This is a genomic window from Parasutterella secunda, assembly GCF_024733725.1.
In the GTDB taxonomy this organism is placed as follows: Bacteria; Pseudomonadota; Gammaproteobacteria; order Burkholderiales; family Burkholderiaceae_F; genus Aphodousia; species Aphodousia faecalis.
In genome coordinates, this window is record NZ_JANRHP010000006.1 from 35,028 (window position 1) to 59,087 (window position 24,060).

Sequence of the window (24,060 nt, forward strand, 5' to 3'; positions counted from 1 at the left end):
AGCTTAGGCAAGAAAACTCGCACAATACGACTAATGCTTGAAAACGGAGTACAAAAAAGTGACTAAGAGAGAAGAAATACTGCAGGTATTGAGTTCCGTGACGGATCCCTGGATGAATACGGACTATGTGAGCGCTCGGATGGCAAAGATCAGTGATGATGCGCAAGCCGTTACGATTCAATTGGGGTATCCGGCCAAATCTGTTAAAAAAGATATCGAGCTGAAGCTTCAGGACGCTTTTCAAAAGGCGGGCATTCAGGTTCAAGTGACGGTCGAACAAAAAATTATTGCCCATGCGGTTCAACGCACTTTGAAAGTACTGCCTAATGTTAAAAACATCATTGCTGTTTCAAGCGGCAAGGGCGGCGTCGGCAAAAGCACAGTGGCGGCTAATTTAGCGTTAGCCCTGTCAGCCGAAGGGGCTCGAGTAGGTGTTTTGGATGCCGATATTTATGGTCCCAGTCAACCGATGATGTTGGGTGCCCTTGGCCGCCCAATGACAAACGACGGTCAAAACATGAACCCGATCGAAACATTGGGTCTTGAAGTCAATTCCATCGGATTTTTGATTGATCCGGATGAGCCGATGATCTGGCGTGGTCCGTTGGTTGCTCAAGCACTGACTCAGCTTTTAACGCAAACGAATTGGCATGATTTGGATTACTTGGTTATTGACATGCCGCCGGGCACCGGTGACATTCAATTGACGCTATCGCAAACGGTTCCGGTCACGGGGGCTATTGTGGTAACAACGCCCCAGGATATTGCGCTTTTGGACGCAAAGAAAGGTTTGCGGATGTTCCAGAAGGTCAATGTGCCCATTCTGGGAGTCGTTGAAAACATGTCTATTTTCGTTTGCCCGGAATGCGGCCACGCCGAGCATATTTTTGGAGAAGGCGGCGCCAAGCGTTTAAGTGATACCTATCACGTGGATGTTCTCGGCCAACTGCCTCTTGATGCCAAGATTCGGGAAGAAGCCGATTCCGGTGCGCCGACAGTCGTGTCGTCTCCGGAATCAATGGCCGGCAAAATCTATCGCGAAATTGCTTTAAAGGCGGCCGCGGCGATTGCTAAAACCGCTAAAGATATGTCGCTTAAGATGCCAAGCGTGCGAGTGGAGAATAACTGATGCCTTTGGTAACGCCTGACTACAAGGCGCCTCGGTGGCTTGCCGGTGCTCAGATTCAAACGATATTTGCGGCCAAGGTCTGCAAAAAGCCCGAAGTAACCTATCGCCGCGAGCGCTGGGATACGCCCGACGGTGACTTTACGGATATCGATTGGGCCACGCCTGAAGTGGCCGATCCGGCCGCTCCGATTGTTGTGCATTTCCACGGTTTGGAGGGAAGCTCTCATAGCCACTACGCTTTGGCGCTTATGCACGAGACGGTTAAGCACGGTTGGCGCGGATGCGTGTCGCTTTTTAGAAGTTGTTCGGGAGAATTAAACCGCAGCATTAAGACTTACCACGCTGGCGACATCGATCAGGTTCAGTGGGTGTTGGAGACGGTGCGTTCTCGTTATCCGAAGGCGCCGATTTACGCGGTGGGAGTTTCCTTGGGTGGCAATCAGTTGGCGCTTTTTTGCGGCAAACGCGCGCAAACCGCCAAAGGACTTCTCACGGCGGCCGTTTCTGTGGGGGCGCCGGTGGATTTAGTGGCGGGCAGCAATCTCTTGCGCTTTGGTTTTAATCGTCTGTATTCCAAAATGTTTTTGGATACGCTGATACCGAAAGTGATCAAAAAGTGTGAGTTAATGCCGCAGATGCGCGAGATGGTTGATGTGGAGGCCATCAAAAAGTGCAAAAATTTCTATGACTTTGACTCTCTTTATACGGCGCCTGTTCATGGCTTCAAGAGTGCCATGGATTATTGGACGAAGGCTTCTGCCAAACCATGGTTAAAGTATGTGCAGGTTCCGCTGTTGCTCTTAAACGCTAAAAACGATCCTTTCATGCCGCAATGGGCTTTGCCAACACTATCTGATGTTTCAGATAATGTTTGGCTGGATCAACCCGAAGAAGGAGGACATGTGGGATTCCCGACGGGCAATCCTCCCGGCAAAATTGATTATCTGCCTAAACGAATCTTCCGATTCTTCTTAGAAAGGCGGTGAACGGTTTTTCCTCTAAAGAAGAGCCTGCTATAGTCTGACTATTGACAGAGAGGAGACAACACATGGATAAGCGACTTTCTTTAGTCTGTAGTTTGGTTCTTGGGGTTTTCTGTGTGTCCTCATCGGTTGCAGCAAGCCTTTGCGGAGCGCGAGCGGCCGCGGTTGAATTCGCAATCGATGCGTCTTCCTCAATGGGTGAGAGCTACGCGCGGCCTCAGTTTGTTAATGATGAAAAAGAGGCGGCTCTTTGGGGAAATCAGTCGACAAAACTCGCTTACGCTCAGCAGTTTGTTAAGATGGCGGCCGAAAAAATTAATCCCACCGAAGAAATGGTGACGGGGCTAGCCACATTTATGCCTTCAAGCCAGGTCCTTAAGACGCAAAAGCGTACGGGCGAAGCCTTTTCAAAGTCGCTCTCCGAAGTCAAAATCTCCGCTTCGACTCAATCGTTGAACAATTTCGATAAAAAGGTGTTGGACTATTTTGCTCGTAAACGCAAAGAACCGACCACGCTTTTTGTCATCACAGACGGTGATATAGACAAGGGTTCCCATGATCCGGCCAAGGTTTTGCAAACGTTTTATCAGAATAATCCGAAAAGTTGTGTGCATCTGATTTCATTGGCTCAGACGGACTCTGAAAAAGAGGTCATAACCCGTTTGCGCCGAGTCAACGCCTGTTCGACGATGGCGACGGTTGCCGACATGATGGCCGATCGTCAAAAATTCAATGCCATGGTAGAGGGCAATGTGTACCGTAATTGCTCATCCCAAGAGGATCTGGAAGTCGCCGGGATTCCTTTTGTTAAAAAGTCAACCACGTTGGATAAAAAAGCCATTGCAGTGCTGGACCAGGTGATGGAAGTGATCGCGCAACGTCCAAAGGACGAATCCATGTTGATTTTGGGCTGGACCGATACAGAGGGCGATGCGGCTTTTAATAAGCGTCTTGGTTTGCAGCGGGCAAAGGTTGTCAAAGATTACCTTGTTTCCAAAGGAGTCGAGGATCACCGAATGGCTGTAATGGGCGGCGGTGAGTCAGAGAAGTTTGACAACACGACCGAAGCCGGAAGAAAACTCAATCGTCGGGTGGACATCATTTTTGGTCAATGAACACCGCTCAATGCGGGGCTTTTTCTCTTTTTCGAATTTAGCTAAAATACGCTCTTTAATTTTTAATAAAAACGTTGCCGCGTCGGTTTGTTCTACCGGGTCTGCGGTTCCGTCTGTAAACGGAGGCTCTTATGTCCCATAAGTGGCTCAGCAAGGATACGCTTTGCGGCCTTGTTGCATTAACGCTTTTTATTCTGACGATTCCTTTGAGTAATTGGGTCGTTGTCAATGTCGGTTTGGTTTGCGAGACCAACGGTCCGTGTTTAATTCCTGTTTGGCCGGGGCTGATGGCGCCTTCTGCGGTCATGATTGCAGGGGCCGCCCTGGTTTTAAGAAATGGCGTACAGGCCTTTCTTGGTGCTCCCTTTTCTCTTTTGGCGATTGCCGTGGGCACAGCGCTATCGGCGCTTTTTGCCGCCCCCTCTTTAGTGATTGCCTCCGCAGCTGCCTTCTGTTTTTCTGAATTGGCCGACTTTGCGGTCTACACGCCGATGAGAAAACGCTTCCCGGCTTTCTCGGTTGTCATGGCGGGGCTGGTGGGTTCTGTTATTGATAGCGCCATTTTCCTTTCGCTCGCTTTCGGCAGTATCGAATTTATTACCGGTCAAGTGTTGGGTAAGTTCTGGATGTCACTTTTAGCCGGGATGGTTATTCGTTATTTGAGACCTCGTTTGGTCGCACATCCTAAGTTCTAAGTTAAGTTTAGAAAACCTCCGGCATCGGAGGTTTTCGACTATTGGGCTATCTTTTGTTGGTATTCTTCGAAACCTTTTTCTCGTAATAGGCATGCCGGACAGTGACCGCAGCCGTATCCCCAGACATGAAAGTGCTCCCTGTCACCTTCGTAGCAGGTATGAGTTTCTTTCACGATGAAGTCAACGAGCTCATCGCCACCCACTTCGTGAGCCAGTTCCCACGTCTGCGCCTTTGTTCTGTACATCAATGGCGTTACAATTTCGATGGGCCAATCCATTCCCAGCGAGAGAGCTTTTTGCATGGCATCCATTGTGTTGCGGCGGCAATCCGGATAGCCTGAAAAATCAGCCTGGCCCACACCTGTGATAATGGTGTGGATATCTCGCAAGTAGGCTCTGGCGCCGATGTAGGTCATGAACATTAGGTTTCTGGCCGGCACAAAAGAAGAGGGTAACCCGCGCTTTCCTTCGGAGACGATGGCTTCGCCCGATCCAGTTAAAGCACTGCTGGAGACCTGACCGAAGGTACTGGCATCAATGACAAGGTCAGGGCCAAGGCGGCAGGCAAAGTTAGGAAATTGAGTCTGAATTTTTTGGAGAATTTCTTTTCGGCAAATCAATTCCACATTGTTTTTCTGGCCATAATTGAAGCCGACGGTTTCGACACGATCATAATTTTGCAATGCCCAAAAAAGACATGTGGTTGAATCTTGCCCACCTGAAAAACTGACAATGGCAGCCTTAGACATAACAATTTCCTTTCAACTTATTTTTTAGGATTTTTGTTTTTCTTTTTGTCGCTGTCGTTTTCGTCAGAACTTCCTATTTTAAAAGCGTGTCCAATTTCTTTTGTGGTATCACGAGTTGTATGACCAATTTCACGGGTGATATCACGAGTCGCGTGACCAATACTTCGACCTGCGTCTTTAATAGCGCCAAAAAACGAGTCGGAAGCATAAGTGGGCGTGGTTGCTATTGATAGAGCTAAAAGAGTGGTGGAAACAAAAGTTTTAATCATGGTTTCAAACTTCTTGAGAATTGGGACTTCCGATATGTTACCTGGCTTTTGAGTCTTAGGCGGAAGTATTTTCTTTCCGGAAGATTTTTTGTGTTTGACTATTTTTAGGCTGTCAAGAGATTCTGCTTATGTGCTAACCTTCGGTCTGTTTTTTTGAGAATCATTTTCCATATGTCTGACAAAACTGCCGTCATTTTGATGAATACCGGATCGCCCGCGGCGCCGACTGAGGCGGCTTTGCGTACATATTTAAAAGAATTTTTATCGGATCCACGCATTATTGAACTACCATCTTGGATTTGGCAACCCATACTCAGAGGAATCATTCTTCGAACCCGCCCGGCCAAAAGTGCTCAACGTTATAGAAAAATATGGATGCCTGATGGTTCCCCCTTGATTGTTTATACGCAAAAGATTGTCGAGGCTCTTAACGACCGTCTGCCTGATGATATTGTCGTTGCCATGGCTATGAAGGTGGGTTCTCCTTCGGTTGAACAAACGGTTGCCCGTCTAAAAAAAGACGGAATCGATCATTTTATTTTCTTTCCTATGTTTGCCCAGTACGCCACACAAACGACGGAGTCAGCTCTTGATGGAGTCAGGGAACTTAAAGGGGAATTGAAAGATATTCATTGGGATTGGATTCGTCCTTTTTATAACCGAGCCGATTTTATTGAGGCTTTGGCCGCGAAAATTCAGTCAAATCGCACGCCGGGAGCTCACCTTGTGATGAGTTTTCACGGCATTCCTGTCAAAAGCATTCAAAAAGGCAGCCCCTATGAAAAACAGTGCCGTGAGACAGCGCAAAGCATTGCGGCAAAGTTGCAATTAAAAGGCGGGGATTATTCCATTGCCTACCAGTCACGTTTTGGTAACGATCATTGGCTTCAGCCTTATCTGACCGGACACGTTGAGTCGCTGGTTCATCAAGGCGTACGATCAATAGATGTCGTCTGCTTATCCTTTAGTGTTGATTGTTTGGAAACGCTCGAAGAAATCGGCATTGAACTCAAGAATCATTTCCTTTCATTAGGAGGCGAGCACTTCAATCTTTTGCCGTGCCTCAATGATGATGCTAACGCACTGGATTGTTATGAGAAATTGATTCTTGAATCCATTTCTACTCTGAAGAGCAAAAAACGCTAAAAAGAAAAGAAGCCAACAGTCAGTCGGCTATTGGCTTCTGAAATACCTATTTGTGCGAGACTACTTCAAATATGTTTTATAAAACACTTCAATTTTGTCAAACGGAATCTTGTCCATTTGATCATAAAGATCCGTGTGACTGGCTCCCGGCACGATAACCAGTTCTTTATTGTCCCCTTTGAGGAGTTTAAAAGCGTCTTCACCAAAATAACGTGAGTGTGCTTTTTCGCCATGAACAATCATGACAGCGTTACGAATCTCACCGGCGTAACTCAAAATCGGCATTGTCATAAATGACAGTGACGAGGTGACATTCCAGCCTCGATTGGAATTCAATGAACGGGGGTGGTAGCCACGTTCGGTTTTATAGTAAGCGTAGTAGTCCTTTACAAATTGTGGAGCATCGGCCGGAAGTGGATCGACTACACCACCCGCTAAAGCGTAGTAGCCGTTTTTGTAGTCGCTTGTCCGTTGTTGGTTAAGTTTTTCACGCAATTCATAGCGGGCATTCTCATCCATCGAGTCAAAATATCCCTTGGCATTAACGCGAGTCATGTCGTACATGGTGGAGGCCACTGTCGCCTTAATGCGGGTATCCATCGCGGCGGCGTTAATTGCCATACCGCCCCAACCACAAATTCCTAAAATCCCGATTCGATTAGGATCAACGTCTTCACGTGTACTTAAATAATCTACCGCGGCGCTGAAATCTTCCGTGTTAATGTCCGGTGATGCTACATAACGGGGACTGCCGGAACTTTCACCGGTAAAGGACGGATCAAATGCGATGGTCAAAAAGCCGCGTTCAGCCAATGTTTGAGCGTAGAGGCCTGAAGACTGTTCCTTGACGGCGCCAAACGGACCGCTTACTGCGATAGCTGGTAATTGACCACTGGAATTTTTGGGGACGTAGAGATCGGCCGCCAAGGTGATGCCGTAACGATTCACGAAAGTCACTTTGGAATGATTGACTTTAGGGCTTTGTTTAAAGACCTTGTCCCATTTTTGCTCAAGCTTCAGCGGTTCAGCTTTGATGGGGGAAGGTTCAACATTTACGGCAGGTACTGCCGCATAGGCCGTGACAGCACAGGCTAAGCCAATGGATAGGGAGGTCTTTCCTATAGTCTTTTTCACGTTCATGATCACTCTCCGTTAAAGCGAAAATTGGCAATCTGACAGATCTCGTCTATCAAGAAAAAGTCTATGAAAAAGACTATTCAATAACAAATACTTTGTTTTTATTGCTTGCCATGCCTATAAGGCATAAATTATTAAATTCCCCAGTCATTCGAAAGAAAAGGAAATTAAATTTTCGCTTCCTCTTCTTTTAACAAGGCAATCAGTCTCTTAGAGGCGGGGCTAAGGTTTCGGGAATGATTCCATGCAATCACAATGTCGCATTCCAAGCGAGGATATAAGGGTAGCCAAACCAGACCGGATGCCGCTGTTGGATTGATGATTCCATCTAATGCAAGAACGTGGCCAACACCGGCGGTTGCCAGTACATAGGCGTTGTAGAGAAGGTTGAAGGTTCCGACGATATTTAAGTCCGCTCGCAAGTCATTGAGCCAGCCGTCAAATTCGTTTCGACGATACGACTGCTCGGAACAAAGTAAAGGTTGACCGATCAAATCAGAGGCTTCAATGTGTTTTTTTCCGGCAAAAGGACCGTCAACGCGTGTGAGCAGTCCCCAGACATCCTTTTGTTTGAACTTGATTGCGCTGTAGCCCAATGTATCGGCGATACCTACAAAAACACCGAAATCGGTAAGCCCGGAATGTAATTCGGATTTCACTTGTGCTTCAGCGCCGCTTGTGATGTGAAAACGAACTTTTGGGGCCTCTTTTTGTAATCGGGCGATAGCTCGGGCAAGACTACTTAATGCCGGAGTTTCACCGGAGGCAATACGAATTTCTCCGGTCATTTCATCGTCCGAACGGATTTCAGCTTTAGTGCGGTCAAAAAGACTGACGATGGCTTGGGCGCGTTCGTAAAATAGTTTGCCTTTCTCTGTCAAATGAAGTTTGCGATTGGTACGAACAAATAAGGTATGGCCCAGTTCTTCTTCAAGTTCCATAAACTGACGCGATAAGGTTGGCTGAGTGACATGCAGTTTTTGTGCGGCGCCTGAAATACTTTGTTGTTCCGCTGCAGCTAGGAAATAACGAAGAACGCGAATATCCATTATTAGTCACCTGTGTTGTGAGCTTATTGGCTCATTATGCCCGAGAATGCTTTCTTGCGATGAGGATCCTTCCTGGTTATTTTGGGAAATTTATGCCCATTTTATTATCGACTTGAATTTTTCCGAATCGTCCCCATATTGGGATTATCTAAGTTATTACCCGTTTCGGAGAAAGAATCCATGCAAGAAGAAACGACCAAAGACACGGAAGTGAAAGATCAAAATCAGTCGCAAACCGCTGCCGAGCAGACTCAACCTGAACAAAAAGTTGAAGAAGCTACCCAACCTGAAGCCCAGGCTCAACAAACCGAGCCCGTTCAGGAACAACAAACAGCAGAAGAGCCTTCCGTTGAAGAACTTTTAACTGCAGCCAAAGAAGAAAATGCCAAGTTGCAGGATCTTTATCTTCGCGCGTTGGCCGAAGCTGAAAATGCTCGCCGTCGTGCCGAGGATGCTGTGGAAAAGGCGCATAAGTTCGGCGTTGAGAAATTCGCTAAAAACCTCTTGCCCGTGCTCGATAGCTTGGAAAAGGCTCTGGAACTGAGTAAGGATCCGGAAGATCCCGTGATGCAAGGTGTTCAGGCTACCTATCGTCAGTTTGTTCAAGCGATGGAAAAAAGCGGCATGACGGAAATTAATCCCGTCGGCGAGAAGTTCGATCCGACGCGTCATCAGGCAATCGCCATGGTGCCGGCTCAGGAAGGTCAAACGAGCGGTCAAGTTGCTCAAGTTTTCCAACGCGGTTGGCTGATCAGTGAACGTGTTTTACGCGCCGCCATGGTTAGCGTTGTTCAATAACACTTTGAATTATATAAGAAACTTTTGAGAGTGCAATTATTTGTAAGTGAACCCCTTGAAAGTTTCAGCCTCATCCCCATATTGGGGGTAGAGCGTCGGGAAACACAATTAGATGTTCCCGCCGAAGTAAAGAATTTGAGAGTTTTAAACGAAGGAATTTAAAAATGGCAAAGATTATTGGTATTGACTTGGGTACGACGAACTCTGCCGTAGCCGTCATGGAAGGTGACAAGATTCACGTGATTGAAAACAGTGAAGGCGCACGTACGACGCCGTCCATCGTTGCTTACATGGACAACGGCGAAGTGTTGGTGGGTGCCACCGCCAAGCGTCAGGCTGTGACCAATCCGAAGAATACCTTGTTCGCTGTTAAGCGTTTGATTGGTCGTCGTTTCGATGACGCGGAAGTTCAACGTGATATTACCTTGATGCCGTTCTCTATTTCTCGTGCAGAAAACGGTGATGCTTGGGTGAGCGTGTTGGATGGCAAGAAGCTTGCTCCGCAACAGGTCTCCGCTGAAGTGCTCCGTAAGATGAAGCAAACCGCTGAAGACTATCTCGGTGAAACGGTAACGGAAGCTGTGATCACGGTGCCTGCCTACTTTAATGACAGTCAACGTCAAGCAACGAAGGATGCCGGTCGTATCGCCGGTTTGGAAGTCAAGCGTATCATCAACGAACCGACGGCTGCCGCTTTGGCTTTCGGTCTTGATAAGGCCGGTAAGGGTGATAAGAAGATCGCTGTGTATGACTTGGGTGGTGGTACGTTCGATATCTCCATCATTGACTTGGCTGATGTTGACGGTGACAAGCAATTTGAAGTGCTTTCCACCAACGGTGATACGTTCTTGGGCGGCGAAGACTTCGACCAACGCATCGTTGATTATTTGATTTCTGAATTCAAGAAAGACACTGGCGTTGATTTGAGCAAGGACATTATCGCCTTGCAACGTTTGAAGGACGCTGCTGAAAAGGCCAAGATTGAATTGTCCAGCCGACAGGAAACGGAAATCAACTTGCCGTACATCACGGCCGATGCAACGGGTCCGAAGCACTTGAACGTCAATTTGACCCGCGCTAAGTTTGAAAGCATGGTTGAGGACTTGATCGCTCGTACGATTGAACCGTGCCGCAAGGCTTTGGCTGATGCCGGTTGCTCCAAGAGCGAAATTACGGACGTAATTTTGGTCGGCGGTCAATCCCGTATGCCGAAGGTTCAGGAAACGGTTCGTGAATTCTTCGGTCAAGAACCGCGTAAGGACGTTAACCCTGATGAAGCCGTGGCAATCGGCGCTGCTATTCAAGGTTCTGTTTTGACCGGTGAACGTCATGACGTGTTGCTTTTGGACGTGACGCCGTTGACCCTGGGTATTGAAACCTTGGGCGGTGTGATGACCTCCATGATTAAGCGCAACACGACGATTCCGACCAAGCACACTCAAGTGTTCTCGACCGCGGAAGATAATCAACCGGCCGTGACCATTAAGGTTTACCAAGGCGAACGTGAAATGGCCGCCAGCAACAAGCTTTTGGGTGAATTTAATCTCGAAGGCATTGCTCCGGCTCCCCGTGGTTTGCCGCAAATCGAAGTGACCTTTGATATTGACGCCAACGGTATTTTGCACGTTTCCGCTAAGGATAAGGCCACCGGCAAGGAAAACAACATCACGATTAAAGCCAGCTCCGGTTTGAGCGAAGATGAAATTCAACGCATGGTCAACGACGCCGAAGCCAACAAGGCCGAAGACCACAAGCGCTTTGAATTGGCTCAATCGCGCAATATTGCCGATGCCTCCATCCACCAAGTCCAAAAGACTTTGAAGGATTTGGGCGACAAGGTTGAAGCTTCTGACCGCATGGCTTGCGAAGACGGTATCAAGAAGGTTGAAGAAGCCATCCGTGGTGAAGACAAGGCCGCCATTGATGCAGCTGTGGAACGTTTGATGACAGCCGCTCAAAAGATCGGCGAAAAGTTGAACGCTCAGGCTCAACAAGCTCAGCAAGCTCAACCGCAACAAGAAGCCAAGAAGGCCGACGATGATGTGGTTGATGTGGACGCCAAGGAAAAATAATCCGTGAGAATTTGGGGGCTCAAGCCCCCAAACTCGTACCGAACAGGGGTCTCATGAGCGAGGTTCAAGATCGGCGGTGTCGGTGACATCGGGGCTTGAACCTATCGCTTTATCGCAAGGATAGAAAAATAATGAGCGATCGTGACTATTACGAAGTATTGGGTGTAGATAAAAGCGCAAGCGCAGCCGAAATTAAAAAAGCTTATCGTCGTCTGGCCATGAAGTATCACCCCGACCGCAACAATGGGGATAAAGAGGCCGAAGCGAAGTTTAAGGAAATCGGTGAAGCCTACGAGGTTTTGGGTGATGAACAAAAGCGTGCCGCTTATGACCGATTCGGTAAAGCCGGCGTGAACGGCGGAGCCGGTGGTCCCGGCGGCTTCGGTGGTTTTGGCCCTGAAGGTTTCGCGGGTGGTTTCAGCAACATGGGCGACTTGGGCGACATTTTCAGTGAATTTTTCGGCCAAGGCATGAGTGGTCGTCGCCAACAAAGTGGCCCTCGAGCTACCAAGGGAGTGGATTTACGCTACGACCTTGAAATTACGCTTGAGCAGGCGGCCAAGGGCTACACAGCTGAAATCCGTGTTCCTGTTTGGGAAAAATGTGACGTTTGTGATGGAACGGGCAGTCGCTCCAAAGCTAAGCCCACGACTTGTCCGCACTGTAACGGTACCGGTGTCGTTTATGCTAAACAGGGCTTTTTCTCTGTTCAGCAGACGTGTCCCTACTGCCATGGATCCGGTACGGTGATTTCTGATCCCTGCCCCAACTGCGACGGTACAGGCTTCAAGAAAGTCATGAAGACGCTTGAAGTGAAGATTCCTGCTGGTATCAACGCCGGCCAACGCGTGCGTTTGCAGGGTAAAGGTCAGCCCGGCACCAACGGTGGTCCGGCAGGCGACTTGTACGTGGAAATCAGTATTAAGCCACATGAAATTTTCCAACGTGATGGCGATGACCTTCATGTTGAATTGCCGATTTCATTTGTCACAGCGGCTTTGGGCGGTGACGTGGATGTGCCTGTTTTGGACGGCGAAACCCGCATTACCATTCCCGAAGGTACGCAAAGCGGTAAGATTTTGCGCCTGCGCGGCAAGGGTATCAAGAGTCTACGTACTGGCTACATGGGTGATCTTTACATCCATGTGTTTGTGGAAACGCCGGTTAATTTGACGCAAAAGCAAAAAGATTTGCTTCGACAGTTTGATGAAACAGTCTCCAAGCACGGCGAGAAGCATTCGCCGAAGCACCAGAGTTTCATGGATAAGATGAAAGATCTTTTCAGCTAAAAAGCGTGCTTTTCAACTAAGCTCCGTTCCCAGTGTTCGGAGCTTTTTTGTTTCTACGCAATGCAAATTTATATCCGATGAAGCCGAAAATGAGTCCTAACAGTGCGCCGGCGATAACGTCGCTTGGAAAATGCACAAAGAGGTAGAGTCGAGAAAAGCCCATTAAAAAGGCAAGGATCAAAGCGGCCGAACCGGCTCTTTTATGGTAAAGAAACAAGGCAAACGCTGCAGCAAAGGCGGCCGCTGTGTGACCGGATGGAAAAGAGTGGTCGCTTAAACACGCAAGCAGCATGTCTTCAGGAACGGTTACGTCACAGGGCCTTTCGCGTCCCACCAACGGTTTGATGATGAGGTTGACTGCAACAAAATCAATGAGCAGTGCGATGCTGACGGCCAATCCAGACTGACGGTATCTTTCGATAATGAGCAAAAGGGCCGCTAGTGCAATCCAAATGGCCCCGAAATTGCCCAAAGAAGATACGAAAAGCATGAAATGGTCGAGATTTTCGCTTCTTAACGATTGAATGAAGTCTAAAAACAAAAATTCCATCAAATGAAATAAAAAAAGAGCCGCCTTCAAGGTTAACTGAAAAGGCGGCTTAACATGAGCAAATACTACAAACCGTTACTCTTTTTGGGGTTTGGGCAGAATTTTGTCCAAATTTTTAATAAAGAGAATGGCCACATAGGTAATGATGCAGGTGGCGATCACTAATTCAACGTTTGCGAGCATTCTGAGCTCCCAAGCATAAAAAGCGCCGACTTCATATTGACCGACCAAATAGCTCATTTTATAAAGCGCGGTAGCACCAATGGCCAACGGGAAGGTGAATGCAGCGTAGCCGGGGGAAAAAGGCAGGCGAAGCAGCTTAAAGAGCGAGAGATAGATGACTACGGTCATTAAGACGGCAATCCCTAATAAGACGGCGCACAAAAGCGGTGAAGGATTTTCAACCACAGTTAAAAGACCGGCGAGTGAAAGGCTCGCAGGAGCGGCCAAAATGGCTATGGTGGGCTTGGCGGCATCAGGAACCTGAGCGTAGAACATGAAGCGGTAAATCATGACCGGAAGCATAACAGCGTAAGACACAATGCCGATCGTCAAAAGGACTTGAGCGAAATTAAACCATTCCGGTGAAGGGCAGGCGACATCGGCCACGATGATGCCGACAGGTGGAATAAACCAACTCGGAACCATGTGCTGCATTTGGCGCTCGCGCATGCGAAAAACAATAAAAGCGCCCAAAAAGAGCAAGTGTACGATCACCGCCGCAAGCCACAAATACTCACCGATGAGAGGGAAAAAGCGACCGATTGCTTTAGAGACCACCATCGTGGCCATGGCAAAGGTTGGCACAATACTGCCTAAAACAGGGTGGCGCAGGTCGGTGATAAGGGTATCGGCGTGAAAAACAAAACGAGTAAGCAGCAAGCAAAGCAATACAACGGCGATGCCAGCTCCGATAAGCTGCCCCCAACCATGAAGCGGAAGCGCATTTTCCATCGACCAACCTAAACTGGAAATACCAAGTGCAAGTCCTGCAACCGGGGTGGGCAGGGCACGGACACGTTTAATCATTATTCAAAGTCCGGAATGTTAAAAGACGAGCGATTATATCAACTGTCAAAAAAGAGTCATCTGTTTAGCCAAATAGTCTTCGCGGATTTCTTGTTCGGTTTTGGAAACAGAAAGACCTAAAAGACGAATACCGGTAGCGGGCAGGGTCACATTTTTTAAAAGGCGGTAAGCTAAGGGTGTAATTTTTTCGACACTATCGAGTACCTCATGACCAGAACCGCTGCGGGTCAAGGTGGTGAAATCAGGAAAGCGTACTTTAAGTGTCAACCTTTTTCCTTTAAATTTTCGGCGGTTAACCCTTTGCGCAAGCTCATTAATGACCGAAGTCAAGGCTTCATCAATGGCTTTCCCTTTAATATCCCGCCCAAACGTTTCTTCACAGCCGACGGACTTACGTTCTCGGTGGGTGGTTACCTGTCGATCATCAATACCTCTGACAAAGTTATAGTAGGTCAGACCGGCTTTACCGAACAATTCAGTCAATCGTGAGATACTGACCGCTCTTAATTGCGGTGCTGTTGTGATGCCTAAAGCGTGTAACCGTTTTGCGGTGGCAGGACCAATTCCCCAAAAGGCTTCAATTGGAAGCTTGTCGATAAAATCTAAAGCTTGATCCGGATGAATGACACAAAGGCCATCGGGTTTTCGGTAATCGCTTGCGATTTTGGCTAAAAATTTGTTGTAACTCACGCCGGCGCTTGCCACGAGTCCCAACTCCTCACGTATCTCTTTTTTTATCCGCTTGGCAATTTCTAGCCCTGTTCTTGCACCGATCTTATTGTCAGTGACGTCTAAAAACGCCTCGTCAATGGAAACCGGTTCGATGATGTCGGTGTAGCGTTCAAAAATGGCTCGGACTTGTTTAGAAACAGCTTGATAGTGTTTCATTCGAGAATGAACAAAAATAAGCTCAGGGCAGAGCTCTCGGGCTTTAGCCGAAGGCATGGCAGAATGCACGCCGAATTTCCTTGCCTCATAACTGGCAGTGGCCACTACCCCTCGGGCTCCGGCGTGTCCAACGGCAATAGGTTTGCCGCGCAAGGCTGGGTGATCACGTTGCTCAACAGACGCAAAAAACGCATCCATGTCAACATGAATAATTTTTCGGAAGGGTTTGGCGCTCATAGTCGAGAATTCTAAATAAATTTTTCTAATGTTGGATTTAACACCGAAACGGATGACAGTGCTGAAAATAAAAGAGAAAGACTGTGATTGGAGTTTGCAGTCGGTATTGCATCTCTGTGATATAGGGATTGCCAGAGTATTGGCTTTTCCTGAAATTTGCTAAAGTAGCGGAATTTTTGAAATTCAGATTTCGATATAGCTATTTTTCCTATGAGCAATCAATTTAGTATTAACCAACGTTTGTTGTTGGGGTTAACTCTTTTTTCCATGTTTTTTGGGGCGGGCAATCTTATTTTCCCGCCCTATCTGGGCTCTTTAGCCGGCGTTGACATGCCGTGGGCCATGGCCGGCTTTGCAATCACGGCCGTGTGTTTTCCGATCCTCGGGGTGATGACGGTTGCCCGCTCCGGCGGCTTAATGATGTTAGCCTCTCGCGTTCATCCGCAGTTTGCCTTTATTTTTACATTGCTCATTTATTTGTCAATCGGTCCCTGTGTGGCCATTCCCCGTACGGCCAGTACTTCTTTTGAAATGGCCTTGGCTCCGTTATTTACGGCAACGACAGAGCCTTTCTTCTTGGATTTTTCTCCTCTGGTTTGCGCCCAATTTTTGTACTCTGTTTTCTTTTTTGGGTTGGCCGGAATCATGGCTTTAAATCCTGAAAAACTCACGCAGCGTCTTGGCAAAGTGACTTCGCCCGCACTCATTACCATGATTGCGCTTCTTTTCCTCGCGTGTCTGTTCCGACCGATCGCGGGTTACGGTTTAGCTTTACCTCCGTACGATCTCAATGCTTTTGTCAGAGGCTTTTTGGAAGGCTACCAAACCATGGACACGCTGGCTGCACTCAACTTTGGTTTGATTATTGCCTTAAATGTCCAGGCCCTAGGTGTGAGCAATACCGAGGGTGTTGTACGTGAGACGGTAAAAGCCGGTATGATCGCCGGATTTTTCCTGATTACGATCTATTTGGCCTTAGCCCATATTGTGGCAACCGTGGGCGGAGCTGGTTTGATCACCGAAAATGGTGCGCAAACATTAACTTCAGTGGCTGAAATCCAATTCGGTTCTTGGGGCATCATTCTTTTAGGAATGATTTTCTTTGTTGCTTGTTTAAACACCTGTGTCGGTCTTTTATCCTGCTGCAGTGATTATTTCACCAAAGTTTTTCCGGCTCTGTCCTACCGCGGTTGGCTTCTGGTGTTTGTGCTTTGCAGCATGGTGGTCTCGAACGCGGGTTTAACACTTATTCTCAAACTGTCTATCCCGGTATTGATGTCAATTTATCCGGTGGCTTTGATGCTGATTATTCTCGGCTTAACGCATCACTTTAACCAGAATTTTTCCAAGGTGTATCCATTAACCATTACGATGACAGCGATTGTAAGCGTTGCCGGTGCGCTTAAAGATATCGGTGTTGATGTCCCGTTGTTGTCAAATTTGCCTTTTTACTCCATTGGTCTGGAGTGGGTGACGCCGGCTCTTATCGGTTGGGTGATCGGAATTTTTTATTCTAAACGTCATCTTGAAATTTAGTGGTCAAGAGTCATCGCTATAATGGCGGCTTCAACCAATCTGAAGGATCAGAAGTGCAATTATTAGAGATCTTTGGTATCGCTGTCGCGTTGTCCGTTGACGCAATGGTTGTGGCCTTGTGTTGGGGAGCCGTGCAGCCCAGAATCAAACTCTCTCATGTTCTGAAGTTCTCTGTTGTGTTCGGTGCTTTTCAAGCACTGATGCCTGCTCTTGGCTGGCTTGCGGGGGGCGCCCTTTACAGCCTTATTAATGCCTGGGATCACTGGGTCGCTTTTGGACTTCTCTTTTTTGTTGCCGTGTCAATGATCCGTGAGGCATTCGAAAAAGATGAAGATGACGGACAGTGCGAATGCCGTTCAATGGGTTCGGACATTGCCTGGGGGAAACTGGCGATGTTGGCGGTAGCCACAAGCCTTGATGCCTTGGCGGTTGGTTTTTCCTTTGCGATGGTGTCCATGCCGATCGCGGGCCCGGCGGCAATTATCGGTATCGTTTGCGCCTTATTGACTGCACTGGCGATGTTGGCGGCAGGTGTTTTATCTGAAAAAGCCGCACGTCACAGCAAAAAGCTTTCACTGTTGGGTGCGGCTGTGTTGCTCTTAATTGGATTGAGAATCCTTTTTGAGCACGGCGTTTTCTAGTAACGCTCAAACATTTCTCTTAAGGCATCAATATCGGTGATGCCTTTTTTCAACGCCAATTGCAAAAGAACTCGGGATTTCACCGCGGATAAATTCCAAGAAGAGATTAATCCAGCCTCTTCCCATTCACTTAAGCCGTTAAATACCGGTCCGGTGAATACCCGAGAACTGCGAATGACACGAACGCCAGCTTCCGAGGCGCGTTTAAGACCCGGCAGAACTTTGTCGGGAACGCAACCGTTTCCAAGACCCGCGAAAACAATGCCCTTGGCGCCGATGGCCACAGCGGCGTCAACCAGCATCGAGTCATCATCGGCGTGAGAAATCAAAATATCCACTCGAGGGAAAGATTCGTCTTGATCAAAATCATGCACGCTAAACGGCGTGGCCATCGTATGCGGACGGGTTGAACGGTTGTAATACATGACGGCGTTGTCAATCACCGCGCCAAGTTCACCCGTATTTAATCCGGAGAAAGTAGCAACATTGGTGGTGTTGGTTTTGGTGCTAAAGCGTGCGCTTCCAATGGTGTTGTTAAGTACTATCAATACTCCCAACCCTTGAGACTGGTCATCCAAAGCCACTTGGAAGGCGTTATAAAGATTTAAGATTCCGTCAGCAGAAAGGGCAGTGGCCGGACGCATGGCGCCGGTTATGACGACAGGTTTTTGCGTTTTTAAAATCAAGTGCAGGAAGTAGGCCGTCTCTTCCATGGTGTCAGTGCCATGAGTGATCACAACAGCGTCCACATCATCACGATCGACAGCGCTTTGCACACTTCGCGCGAGCTTAAGCCAAATTTCACTGGTCATGGAACTGGAGTCCACATGACTGACGGCTTCTTGTTCAAGTTCAATTTTGTCCTTCAGATCAGGCAATTGATCAAGCAACGCATTGATTGATAAATGCCCCAAACGATACCCGGTGGTTTGAGTGGCACTTTCGCCGGAACTGACAATGGTGCCGCCTGTGGACATGAGGATGATCTTTTTCTTAGCCATAATGGGTTCCCCTGAAATCAGTTGGTTCGTATTATGCCAAAAGAATATTTCTTGTCTTGAAAAATCATTTTTTAGGTGGCCTTTTGAATTTTGAAACGATCTGTTGCATGCATTGCAGCTCGTTGCACGCGCTTGAGATTTGAATCTTTCCGTTCTATTCTCAAAGGAGCTTTAGCAAGGAGTTCTTATGAAAACAATTGGTTTGATCGGAGGAATGAGCTGGGAGAGCACGGTGACTTATTACCAGCTCATTAATGAGGCGGTTCACAAACGTCTAGGCGGATTGCATTCGGCCAAAATTGTGCTTTGGAGTGTGGAGTTTGACGAAATCGAGAAGTGCCAATCTTGCGGCGATTGGGCTAAAAGCGCTTCGATTTTGTCAGAAACCGCCAAAGGTTTAGAGAAGGCCGGCGCAGACGTTATTCTGATTTGTACGAATACTATGCACAAAGTGGCCGATGAGGTGGCCGCGTCCGTTCGTGTTCCTCTTTTGCATATTGCCGACGCCACGTTTGACGCATTGCAGAAGCGAGCTATCCATCGCGTCGGACTTTTGGGTACAAAGTACACCATGCAGCAAGATTTTATTAAAGGGAAACTCAAAGAGCGTGGTCTGGAAGTACTGGTTCCCGAAAGCGAAGATATGGAAATGATTAACAGCGTTATTTTCAACGAACTTTGTGTTGGAAAGATTCTGCCCGAGTCAAAAGAAAAATTTTTGAAAGTGATTGAGAAATTAAAAGCCCAGGGAGCCGAAGGCGTCATTTTGGGCTGTACTGAAATCGGCCTTTTGATTAAGCAGGCGGATACAGATTTGCCTGTTTTCGATACGACGGAGATACACGCAAAAGCGGCTGTTGATTTCGCACTCGCTTGCGAAAGTGCGTAGGCTCAAGAACGGAAAAATTAAAAAACGGTATAGCTAACAAATTGAAAATGCGTTAAAATACCGCGAATTTTCGTGAAACCCTTCTGGGTTTCGTTTTTTATTGTGGCTTTGCCACGTTTACTTTATAGACACAAGAGGTAAATTAAATGGTCGTTATTCGTCTTGCTCGCGGCGGTTCCAAGAAGCGCCCCTTCTTCAACATCGTTGTTACGGATTCCCGTAATCGCCGTGACGGTCGTTTTATCGAACGCTTGGGCTACTACAACCCGATGGCTGCCGGCCAAGGCGTGAAGTTCCAAATCGCTGAAGAACGTCTCACGCACTGGATCGGTCAAGGCGCCCAAATGAGCGACACGGTTGCTCGTTTGGTCAAGCAAGCTAAGAAGGCTGCTGCCTAATCGAAAATTCTGCAAACCTTGTTTGCACGAAGGGCGATTCCGAAATCGTTGCCTTGCGTTGCGGCACTAAAAGCCATTCTTTTCAGACTACTTCAAACAAACGGAATTGTGTCTACCGTTTGGGTCTGAAAATCGAGAGCTTTAGCCGCGAGTATCTAAAACGCCAAGCGTAACTGAAGGAATGGCCCTTTTTCTTATCCCTTTTTCAAGATGACGGAAAATAAAAACACAGACGAGTTGATGCAAGTCGGTCGAACAGCCGGCGCTTATGGTGTGCGCGGTTGGGTGCGTGTCGTGCCCATGGGCAGACAAGGGGATTTACTTTTTGAAAGTGATCGCTGGTGGTTTTTGCCTTATCCGAGAAAGCCGGGAGTTTCCCCTAAGCTTTTAACGGTGTCGGAACTCAAAGCTCACGGAAAAGATTTCATCGCCAAAATTGAAGAAATTCATACCCGTGAAGAAGCAATGGCGTTAAAGGGCAGCTTGTTGGTGGATCGAAATGATCTGCCACAGTTGCAAGAAGGGGATTATTACGATGAAGACCTCGTCGGATTAACTGTCCGCAACCTTCAAGATGAAGTTTTGGGCGAAGTGGTTGGCGTGACCGACAATGGCGCTCAGGATTTGTTAGCCGTCCGTGCGACAGAAGGTGACGTTTTTTATATCCCCATGGTTGAGGCTTACATCGAAGCGATTGACTTTGATCAGTCTTCTGTCATCGTGGATTGGTCGCTTGATTGGAACTAAAAAAACCGATCAAGAGGCAACGGTAAGGTTCTTTTTCTTGTATTCACACAAATCCAATATTGGACAATGATCACAGTCCGGTTTGGTGGCTTTGCAGCAATAACGTCCATGCAGCAAAAGCCAGTGATGAGAATCCTTTTTAAACGCCTGCGGTACAAATTTCAGCAGTTTTTTCTCGACCTCTTCGGGTGTTTTACCGGGGGCAAATCCTGTGCGGTTGCTCACGCGAAAGATATGCGTATCGACCGCGATCGTCGGATGACCGAATGCGACATTAAGTACCACATTGGCGGTTTTGCGGCCGACTCCCGGTAAACTTTCCAAGGCCTCTCGGTTATCGGGCACGACGCCACCAAATCGATCAATAAGTTGTTGGCTCAACGCGATGACGTGCTTAGCCTTATTGCGATAAAGACCAATAGTCTTGATGTAGGGTGTCAGGCCTTCAACGCCCAGTTTCACCATGGCTTGCGGAGTGTTCGCTACGGGATAGAGTTTTCGGGTGGCTAAATTCACGCTTTTATCGGTCGCTTGAGCCGAAAGCACGACGGCAACCAATAGTTCATAGGGACTGGCGTATTCCAGTTCACTTTTTGGGTTGGGGCGGATGGCGGCCAACCGTTTCATGATTTCGTAGCGCTTATCTTTGTTCACTTTTTGACTCGCGAAAGGATGTCAGCCAAGAGGGCTTTTTTCTTATCGGCGGCGCTTTGTGCGCTAAGTTTGGCATTGCGTTCCGCTTCTCGCTTTTTTTCTCTTTGTAATTTTTCCCGATAGAGCCTTCTGGCTTTGAGAGCTTTTTCATGCGTCCATTCAAAAGAAGCCAGGCGCATGTCAATACAGTCGACGGGACAAGCCGTCACGCATAGTGCGCATCCTGTACACCAATCTGAAATAACGCCGTGAAGGCGCTTAGGAGCGCCTACGATGGCATTGGTTGGACAAACAGCAACGCACTTTCGACAGCCGATACAGGTATCGGGGTTGATGTGAGCGAGTTCAAGCGGAACTTCATGACCGTACTCAGGATCCAAGGCGATCACTTCATGACCCGTCACCTTTGCTAGTGCTTCGATGCCTTTTTGTCCGCCCGGCGCACAACGGTTGATGGGGGCCTCGCCCATGGCGATGGCCCAGGCGTAATTTCTGCAGCCGTTGTAGCCGCACTGTCTGCACTGCGTTTGAGGCAGCACGTCATCGATGGCGTCAATCAAATGTTCACTCATGAAAAATTACCAAAAATTTTCAGCCACATAGGTGCCCAGTTTCTCACCGCGGGGAGCGGTGAAACCGCGATCTTTAAGCACCTTTTTCATTGAATTAACAAAGGCAGGATTGCCGCAGATCATTGCCCGAACCCATTGAGGGGTGAGCGTAAAGCCCATTTTTTCAAAATCTCCGTCAACGATAGCCTGCGGAACACGTTTATTAATCTCACCACATTGGGTCGGATCCGGTTCACGGGTTGTGGCAGCAATGAAACGGAAATTGACGTCTCGGCCTTGTTCGTGGACAGCTTGGGAAAAAGCGTCTGTCAGGGTGATGTCTTTAGCGCAACGAGCGCAGTGCACGACCACAACATTGTCAAACCGTTTCCATGGATTGTCTTTAACAATGGACAAAAATGCTGACAGACCGGTGCCGGAGGCAAAACAGATAAGTGTTCCGCCGGTTTCAAGCCGAGATGGAAGCATCAGGCCGTAGGCCGTGTCATCAAGATAGAGCGTATCACCCACTTTCAAATCAAAAAGTTTAGGCGTAAGCGCCCCGTTCAATACACGAGCCACATAGAAACTGATTCGATTCTCTTGGGGGTGGCTTGCGATGGAATAGGGGCGCATGAGGAAATCTTCCTCATTTTTCGGATCGCTTACCAACGCAACGCCACATCGAACGAATTGCCCGGGTTGGAAATGAAAACCTTCGGGTTTAGTTACCGAGAAAAACATCACACGATCATTGTGGTGTTCAAGTTCGGTAATGGTAACGGCATGGATGCTCATAGGCTGACCTTTAAATGACAAGCCCGAGGTGTAACTGCACAACGGGCTTGTTGAATACAGAAAATGGAAAAATTATTCCGTTTTCAGGTATTGGCGTTTGTTGGGGACGCCATGCCACTTGTCCGCATCGGCAGGACGCGGGCGCTGACGAGTGATGGAAGGCCACTTCTTGGACAATTCTGCATTAAGAGCGATAAATTCTTCCTGACCTTCAGGAACATCATCTTCGTGGAAAATAGCCTCTTCGGGGCATTCCGGCACGCAAACCGCGCAGTCAATGCATTCGTCGGGATCAATCACCAAAAAGTTGGGACCGACACGGAAGCAGTCAACAGGACACACTGCCACACAGGCCGTGTCCGTGCAATTAATACATGGGTCACAAACTACATGAGCCACAGTTTTCTCCCTACTGAAAATATTTCTGTCAATCTTCAAATTTTAACGCACTTGTTAGCGAAAAAGGCTAGACTAAAGGCATTGAAAACTTATCTGAAGGGCGGTGTATCGTGATCATTGAATCACTTCTGGACACTGATTTATATAAATTCACCATGATGCAATGCGTTTTGCATCAATTTCCGGGCGCATCGGTCGAATATCGTTTCCGTTGCCGAAACGAAGGGGTGGATTTGAGACCGTACATTGCTGAGATTAAGGCAGAGGTTGATCACCTGTGCACCCTTCGATTCAAGGAAGATGAGTTGGAGTATCTCCGCTCACTTCGTTTTATTAAAGACGATTTTGTTGAATTTTTGAGTCTTTTCCAATTAAAGCGCAAATATATTGATATTTCGGAAAAGGACGGACAACTTGCAATCACCATCAAAGGTCCGTGGTTACACACGATTCTGTTTGAAATTCCGGTTTTGGCGATTGTCAACGAAACATACTTCAGGCACATCGCTCCCAACCTGGATAAGACCGAGGGCAGAAAGCGGCTTGATGCGAAAATTCAAATGATTGAAAACGAGCCTGACCGTTCTTTGATTTCTATTTCTGACTTCGGTACCCGCCGTCGTTTTTCCCGCCAATGGCAAAAAGAAGTGTTGGAAATTCTGAAAGCTCGTCTTCCGCACGAATTCGCCGGTACGAGCAACGTGCTCTATGCCAAGGAATTAAACCTTATTCCGATGGGAACGATGGCTCACGAGTATCTTCAAGCTTGCCAGGCATTGGGACCCAGACTGCGTGATTCGCAAACCTATGCTTTTGAAATGTGGGCCAAAGAATACCGAGGGGATTTGGGGATTGCTTTGACGGACGTCTATGGGATTGAGCCCTTTTTAAAAGATTTCGACATGTATTTTTGCAAGCTTTTTGACGGTGTTCGTCAAGACTCGGGGGATCCGGAAAGCTGGGGCGAGCGCATGATTGAGCACTACAAAGCCAATCGGTGCGACCCAAGGACAAAGACATTTATTTTCTCCGACAGCCTCACCTTTGAGCGCCTGATTAAGCTTTTCCGCCGCTTTAAGGGCAGAGTGAAGCTGGGTTTTGGCGTGGGAACCAACCTGACCAACGATTTAGGACCTGAGCCTTTAAATATCGTGATTAAGATGGTTCGGGCAAATGGTCAGCCTGTTGCGAAGATTTCGGATACGCCGGGTAAGAGCCTGTGTGATGACCCGAGCTATTTGGCTTACCTCAAGCAAGTTTTCGGTATGAAGCCCTAGACAGGTGAAAAATTTTCATGCGTGAGCACAAAAA

General features: G+C 47.8%; 26 protein-coding genes. 14 read left to right on the forward strand and 12 right to left on the reverse strand.

The features are described from left to right. The first annotated feature begins 58 nt into the window (after positions 1-58). The 4 genes from apbC (at position 59) to NW199_RS06835 (ending at position 3,922) form a co-directional block, all read left to right on the forward strand. Complete coding sequence (gene apbC, locus NW199_RS06820; RefSeq protein WP_258334063.1) at positions 59-1,129, forward strand: iron-sulfur cluster carrier protein ApbC; 1,071 nt, start codon at positions 59-61, stop codon at positions 1,127-1,129. Then, positions 1,129-2,115, forward strand: a complete 987-nt coding sequence (locus tag NW199_RS06825; protein ID WP_022473241.1) for a YheT family hydrolase — start codon at positions 1,129-1,131, stop codon at positions 2,113-2,115. The genes apbC and NW199_RS06825 overlap by 1 nt, the downstream gene beginning before the upstream one ends. 62 nt (positions 2,116-2,177) lie before the next feature. Further along, positions 2,178-3,227 (forward strand): OmpA family protein, encoded by a 1,050-nt coding sequence (locus NW199_RS06830; RefSeq protein ID WP_258334064.1) that lies wholly within the window; start codon positions 2,178-2,180, stop codon positions 3,225-3,227. Between the two features lie 131 nt (positions 3,228-3,358). Then, positions 3,359-3,922 carry a VUT family protein gene (locus NW199_RS06835; RefSeq protein WP_022473243.1) on the forward strand — a complete coding sequence of 188 codons (564 nt, stop codon included), beginning with the start codon at positions 3,359-3,361 and terminating at the stop codon, positions 3,920-3,922. Positions 3,923-3,960: 38 nt separating this feature from the next. On the opposite strand, the gene queC is transcribed toward NW199_RS06835, so the two are convergent. Both queC and NW199_RS06845 read right to left on the reverse strand, forming a co-directional pair. Further along, positions 3,961-4,671, reverse strand: a complete 711-nt coding sequence (queC, locus tag NW199_RS06840) for a 7-cyano-7-deazaguanine synthase QueC (RefSeq protein ID WP_258334065.1) — start codon at positions 4,669-4,671, stop codon at positions 3,961-3,963. Between the two features lie 17 nt (positions 4,672-4,688). Beyond that, positions 4,689-4,940 carry a hypothetical protein gene (locus NW199_RS06845; protein ID WP_258334066.1) on the reverse strand — a complete coding sequence of 84 codons (252 nt, stop codon included), beginning with the start codon at positions 4,938-4,940 and terminating at the stop codon, positions 4,689-4,691. Between the two features lie 171 nt (positions 4,941-5,111). Between NW199_RS06845 and hemH the strand changes: the two genes are divergently transcribed. After that, the gene (hemH, locus tag NW199_RS06850; protein ID WP_258334067.1) at positions 5,112-6,086 is read left to right on the forward strand and encodes a ferrochelatase; all 975 of its coding nucleotides are present in this window, start codon (positions 5,112-5,114) and stop codon (positions 6,084-6,086) included. A 60-nt stretch (positions 6,087-6,146) separates the two neighbouring features. Here the strand turns inward: hemH and NW199_RS06855 are convergent, their stop codons facing one another. Both NW199_RS06855 and NW199_RS06860 read right to left on the reverse strand, forming a co-directional pair. Next, positions 6,147-7,226, reverse strand: a complete 1,080-nt coding sequence (locus tag NW199_RS06855) for an alpha/beta hydrolase (protein ID WP_258334068.1) — start codon at positions 7,224-7,226, stop codon at positions 6,147-6,149. Positions 7,227-7,390: 164 nt separating this feature from the next. Beyond that, positions 7,391-8,272, reverse strand: coding sequence for a LysR family transcriptional regulator (locus NW199_RS06860; protein ID WP_258334069.1), 882 nt, complete (start codon positions 8,270-8,272; stop codon positions 7,391-7,393). Positions 8,273-8,452: 180 nt separating this feature from the next. Between NW199_RS06860 and grpE the strand changes: the two genes are divergently transcribed. From grpE to dnaJ, 3 genes are all read left to right on the forward strand, one after another. Then, complete coding sequence (gene grpE, locus NW199_RS06865) at positions 8,453-9,070, forward strand: nucleotide exchange factor GrpE (RefSeq protein WP_022473249.1); 618 nt, start codon at positions 8,453-8,455, stop codon at positions 9,068-9,070. A 164-nt stretch (positions 9,071-9,234) separates the two neighbouring features. Beyond that, positions 9,235-11,142, forward strand: a complete 1,908-nt coding sequence (gene dnaK / locus NW199_RS06870; protein WP_258334070.1) for a molecular chaperone DnaK — start codon at positions 9,235-9,237, stop codon at positions 11,140-11,142. Between the two features lie 131 nt (positions 11,143-11,273). After that, positions 11,274-12,431, forward strand: a complete 1,158-nt coding sequence (gene dnaJ / locus NW199_RS06875) for a molecular chaperone DnaJ (RefSeq protein WP_258334071.1) — start codon at positions 11,274-11,276, stop codon at positions 12,429-12,431. A gap of 16 nt (positions 12,432-12,447) precedes the next feature. Here dnaJ and NW199_RS06880 read toward each other — a convergent pair whose 3' ends face one another. From NW199_RS06880 to dinB, 3 genes are all read right to left on the reverse strand, one after another. Beyond that, positions 12,448-12,921, reverse strand: coding sequence for a phosphatase PAP2 family protein (locus NW199_RS06880; RefSeq protein WP_258334072.1), 474 nt, complete (start codon positions 12,919-12,921; stop codon positions 12,448-12,450). Positions 12,922-13,056: 135 nt separating this feature from the next. Continuing rightward, a complete protein-coding gene (locus NW199_RS06885) occupies positions 13,057-14,010 on the reverse strand; it encodes a TDT family transporter (RefSeq protein WP_258334073.1) in 954 nt (317 codons plus the stop codon). Positions 14,011-14,055: 45 nt separating this feature from the next. Next, positions 14,056-15,135, reverse strand: a complete 1,080-nt coding sequence (gene dinB, locus NW199_RS06890) for a DNA polymerase IV (RefSeq protein ID WP_258334074.1) — start codon at positions 15,133-15,135, stop codon at positions 14,056-14,058. Between the two features lie 210 nt (positions 15,136-15,345). Between dinB and brnQ the strand changes: the two genes are divergently transcribed. Together brnQ and NW199_RS06900 are read left to right on the forward strand one after the other, a co-directional pair. Beyond that, a complete protein-coding gene (brnQ, locus tag NW199_RS06895; RefSeq protein ID WP_258334075.1) occupies positions 15,346-16,671 on the forward strand; it encodes a branched-chain amino acid transport system II carrier protein in 1,326 nt (441 codons plus the stop codon). A gap of 53 nt (positions 16,672-16,724) precedes the next feature. Beyond that, the gene (locus NW199_RS06900) at positions 16,725-17,312 is read left to right on the forward strand and encodes a manganese efflux pump MntP (RefSeq protein WP_249092153.1); all 588 of its coding nucleotides are present in this window, start codon (positions 16,725-16,727) and stop codon (positions 17,310-17,312) included. Here NW199_RS06900 and NW199_RS06905 read toward each other — a convergent pair. After that, on the reverse strand, positions 17,309-18,313 hold the full coding sequence (locus NW199_RS06905) for an asparaginase (protein WP_258334076.1): 1,005 nt from the start codon (positions 18,311-18,313) through the stop codon (positions 17,309-17,311). The two genes, NW199_RS06900 and NW199_RS06905, sit on opposite strands and share 4 nt — an antisense overlap. A gap of 187 nt (positions 18,314-18,500) precedes the next feature. Between NW199_RS06905 and NW199_RS06910 the strand changes: the two genes are divergently transcribed. The 3 genes from NW199_RS06910 to rimM all read left to right on the forward strand — a co-directional run bounded on the left by NW199_RS06910 (position 18,501) and on the right by rimM (position 20,347). Further along, positions 18,501-19,202, forward strand: coding sequence for an aspartate/glutamate racemase family protein (locus NW199_RS06910; protein ID WP_022473258.1), 702 nt, complete (start codon positions 18,501-18,503; stop codon positions 19,200-19,202). 146 nt (positions 19,203-19,348) lie between these two features. Continuing rightward, complete coding sequence (gene rpsP / locus NW199_RS06915) at positions 19,349-19,600, forward strand: 30S ribosomal protein S16 (protein ID WP_022473259.1); 252 nt, start codon at positions 19,349-19,351, stop codon at positions 19,598-19,600. Positions 19,601-19,840: 240 nt separating this feature from the next. Further along, entirely contained in the window at positions 19,841-20,347 is a 507-nt protein-coding gene (rimM, locus tag NW199_RS06920) for a ribosome maturation factor RimM (protein ID WP_258334077.1), read from the forward strand. 9 nt (positions 20,348-20,356) lie between these two features. On the opposite strand, the gene nth is transcribed toward rimM, so the two are convergent. The 4 genes from nth to fdxA form a co-directional block, all read right to left on the reverse strand. Continuing rightward, the gene (gene nth / locus NW199_RS06925) at positions 20,357-21,001 is read right to left on the reverse strand and encodes an endonuclease III (protein WP_258334078.1); all 645 of its coding nucleotides are present in this window, start codon (positions 20,999-21,001) and stop codon (positions 20,357-20,359) included. Continuing rightward, positions 20,998-21,573: an RnfABCDGE type electron transport complex subunit B gene (locus tag NW199_RS06930; protein ID WP_258334079.1), complete on the reverse strand. Its 576-nt coding sequence runs from the start codon at positions 21,571-21,573 to the stop codon at positions 20,998-21,000. Before NW199_RS06930 ends, nth begins: the two co-directional genes overlap by 4 nt. 6 nt (positions 21,574-21,579) lie before the next feature. Then, entirely contained in the window at positions 21,580-22,350 is a 771-nt protein-coding gene (locus NW199_RS06935) for a ferredoxin--NADP reductase (protein ID WP_258334080.1), read from the reverse strand. A 72-nt stretch (positions 22,351-22,422) separates the two neighbouring features. Next, entirely contained in the window at positions 22,423-22,749 is a 327-nt protein-coding gene (gene fdxA / locus NW199_RS06940) for a ferredoxin FdxA (protein WP_022473264.1), read from the reverse strand. A gap of 110 nt (positions 22,750-22,859) precedes the next feature. Here fdxA and pncB point away from each other — a divergent pair, with 110 nt between their 5' ends. Beyond that, complete coding sequence (gene pncB, locus NW199_RS06945) at positions 22,860-24,026, forward strand: nicotinate phosphoribosyltransferase (RefSeq protein ID WP_258334081.1); 1,167 nt, start codon at positions 22,860-22,862, stop codon at positions 24,024-24,026. The last annotated feature ends 34 nt before the right edge of the window (positions 24,027-24,060 follow it).

Excerpts from the sequence above, each read along its gene's own strand:
- NW199_RS06905 (WP_258334076.1), bottom strand. The coding sequence starts at position 18,313 with ATGGCTAAGAAAAAGATCATCCTCATGTCCACAGGCGGCACCATTGTC.
- NW199_RS06845 (WP_258334066.1), bottom strand. The coding sequence starts at position 4,940 with ATGATTAAAACTTTTGTTTCCACCACTCTTTTAGCTCTATCAATAGCA.
- NW199_RS06860 (WP_258334069.1), bottom strand. The coding sequence starts at position 8,272 with ATGGATATTCGCGTTCTTCGTTATTTCCTAGCTGCAGCGGAACAACAA.
- dnaJ (WP_258334071.1), top strand. The coding sequence starts at position 11,274 with ATGAGCGATCGTGACTATTACGAAGTATTGGGTGTAGATAAAAGCGCA.
- rimM (WP_258334077.1), top strand. The coding sequence starts at position 19,841 with ATGCAAGTCGGTCGAACAGCCGGCGCTTATGGTGTGCGCGGTTGGGTG.
- hemH (WP_258334067.1), top strand. The coding sequence starts at position 5,112 with ATGTCTGACAAAACTGCCGTCATTTTGATGAATACCGGATCGCCCGCG.
- NW199_RS06910 (WP_022473258.1), top strand. The coding sequence starts at position 18,501 with ATGAAAACAATTGGTTTGATCGGAGGAATGAGCTGGGAGAGCACGGTG.
- rpsP (WP_022473259.1), top strand. The coding sequence starts at position 19,349 with ATGGTCGTTATTCGTCTTGCTCGCGGCGGTTCCAAGAAGCGCCCCTTC.
- NW199_RS06885 (WP_258334073.1), bottom strand. The coding sequence starts at position 14,010 with ATGATTAAACGTGTCCGTGCCCTGCCCACCCCGGTTGCAGGACTTGCA.
- dinB (WP_258334074.1), bottom strand. The coding sequence starts at position 15,135 with ATGAGCGCCAAACCCTTCCGAAAAATTATTCATGTTGACATGGATGCG.
- NW199_RS06880 (WP_258334072.1), bottom strand. The coding sequence starts at position 12,921 with ATGCTTTTCGTATCTTCTTTGGGCAATTTCGGGGCCATTTGGATTGCA.
- NW199_RS06825 (WP_022473241.1), top strand. The coding sequence starts at position 1,129 with ATGCCTTTGGTAACGCCTGACTACAAGGCGCCTCGGTGGCTTGCCGGT.
- NW199_RS06830 (WP_258334064.1), top strand. The coding sequence starts at position 2,178 with ATGGATAAGCGACTTTCTTTAGTCTGTAGTTTGGTTCTTGGGGTTTTC.
- NW199_RS06935 (WP_258334080.1), bottom strand. The coding sequence starts at position 22,350 with ATGAGCATCCATGCCGTTACCATTACCGAACTTGAACACCACAATGAT.
- dnaK (WP_258334070.1), top strand. The coding sequence starts at position 9,235 with ATGGCAAAGATTATTGGTATTGACTTGGGTACGACGAACTCTGCCGTA.
- NW199_RS06835 (WP_022473243.1), top strand. The coding sequence starts at position 3,359 with ATGTCCCATAAGTGGCTCAGCAAGGATACGCTTTGCGGCCTTGTTGCA.
- grpE (WP_022473249.1), top strand. The coding sequence starts at position 8,453 with ATGCAAGAAGAAACGACCAAAGACACGGAAGTGAAAGATCAAAATCAG.
- brnQ (WP_258334075.1), top strand. The coding sequence starts at position 15,346 with ATGAGCAATCAATTTAGTATTAACCAACGTTTGTTGTTGGGGTTAACT.
- NW199_RS06855 (WP_258334068.1), bottom strand. The coding sequence starts at position 7,226 with ATGAACGTGAAAAAGACTATAGGAAAGACCTCCCTATCCATTGGCTTA.
- NW199_RS06930 (WP_258334079.1), bottom strand. The coding sequence starts at position 21,573 with ATGAGTGAACATTTGATTGACGCCATCGATGACGTGCTGCCTCAAACG.
- queC (WP_258334065.1), bottom strand. The coding sequence starts at position 4,671 with ATGTCTAAGGCTGCCATTGTCAGTTTTTCAGGTGGGCAAGATTCAACC.